The 1,195-nt window shown below is 62.3% G+C and carries 1 protein-coding gene; it reads right to left on the minus strand.

The window, feature by feature from the left end; genetic code table 11:
* On the minus strand, window positions 1–1,195 hold a 1,195-nt coding region (locus MMG91_RS28790; protein ID WP_310661451.1), incomplete at both ends, for an immunoglobulin-like domain-containing protein.

Raw genomic sequence — 1,195 nt, forward strand, 5'->3', positions numbered from 1 at the left:
GTTTTACCCGCTTCGATGGTGATCACGGCGCCGTTCGACAGCGTCACGGTGACTGGCGTGCCGGCCGCATTGGTCAGGGTTGCGGTGTAGGTGATCTGGCCACCTTCATCCACTGAACCGCTGGCGGTCAGCGACAGGTTGGTGGTGTCCTGGGTATCAGTCACCGAGGTGTCGGCTGATTTGCCATCAACTTCCAGCTTCTCGTAATTACCACCCTTGGCATCGTCGATCTTGACGCTCAGAGAGCCGCCGCCAGCGAGGGCATCGTTTGGCGCAACGAAGTTGACAGAACCGCTGCTCGATCCGACCGGAATGGTAATGGTCTGGCCATTCGACAGGGTCACAACCACCGGCGAACCGGTGACCGGTGATGTCACGGATGCGGTGTAAACCACGGTGCCGCCCTCGACAACGCCCGCGGTAGCCGTCAGCGAAACGGTGCTGGTATCGAGGGTATCAGTCACGTCAGTGACCGCTGCCGCCGGGTCCGTCACCAGGTTCTCAAAGTTGCCGCCAGNCTCGACAACGCCCGCGGTAGCCGTCAGCGAAACGGTGCTGGTATCGAGGGTATCAGTCACGTCAGTGACCGCTGCCGCCGGGTCCGTCACCAGGTTCTCAAAGTTGCCGCCAGCGGCGTCCTTGATGGTCACTTCAACCTTGCCGGCATCTTTATAAACATCATCGGCAGGCGCATCGACGCTCACGCTGCCGGTGGTCGCGCCGGCGGCGATGGTGATCACCGCACCATTCGACAAGGTCACGGTGACCGGTGTGCCGGCCGGATTGGTCAGGGTTGCGGTGTACAGAATCTGACCACCTTCGGCCACTTCGGTGGACGCCGACAGGCTCAGGCCGGTGTCGTCTTTCGAATCGGTAATGGTGGTGAGCGCCGGCTCGGTGCTCGGCGTCAGTTGCTCGAAATTGCCACCGGTGGTGCCGGTGATCGTAGTGCTGACGGTACTGCCGTTGTTGTAAACGTCGTTGGCCGCGGTATCGACCGTCACGCTGCCGGTGGTCTTGCCCGCTTCGATGGTAATGACCGAGCCGTTGCTCAAGGTCACGGTCATCGGCGTGCCGGCCGGGTTGGTCAGGGTGGCGGTGTAGGTGATCTGGCCGCCTTCGACGACGGTACCGGTGGCGCTGAGGGTCAGGCTGGTGTTGTCGATCGAGTCGGTGATGGTGGTGACGGCCGGCG

The organism is Pseudomonas sp. JL3 (genome assembly GCF_031570575.1).
Classification (GTDB): Bacteria; Pseudomonadota; Gammaproteobacteria; order Pseudomonadales; family Pseudomonadaceae; genus Aquipseudomonas; species Aquipseudomonas cucumis.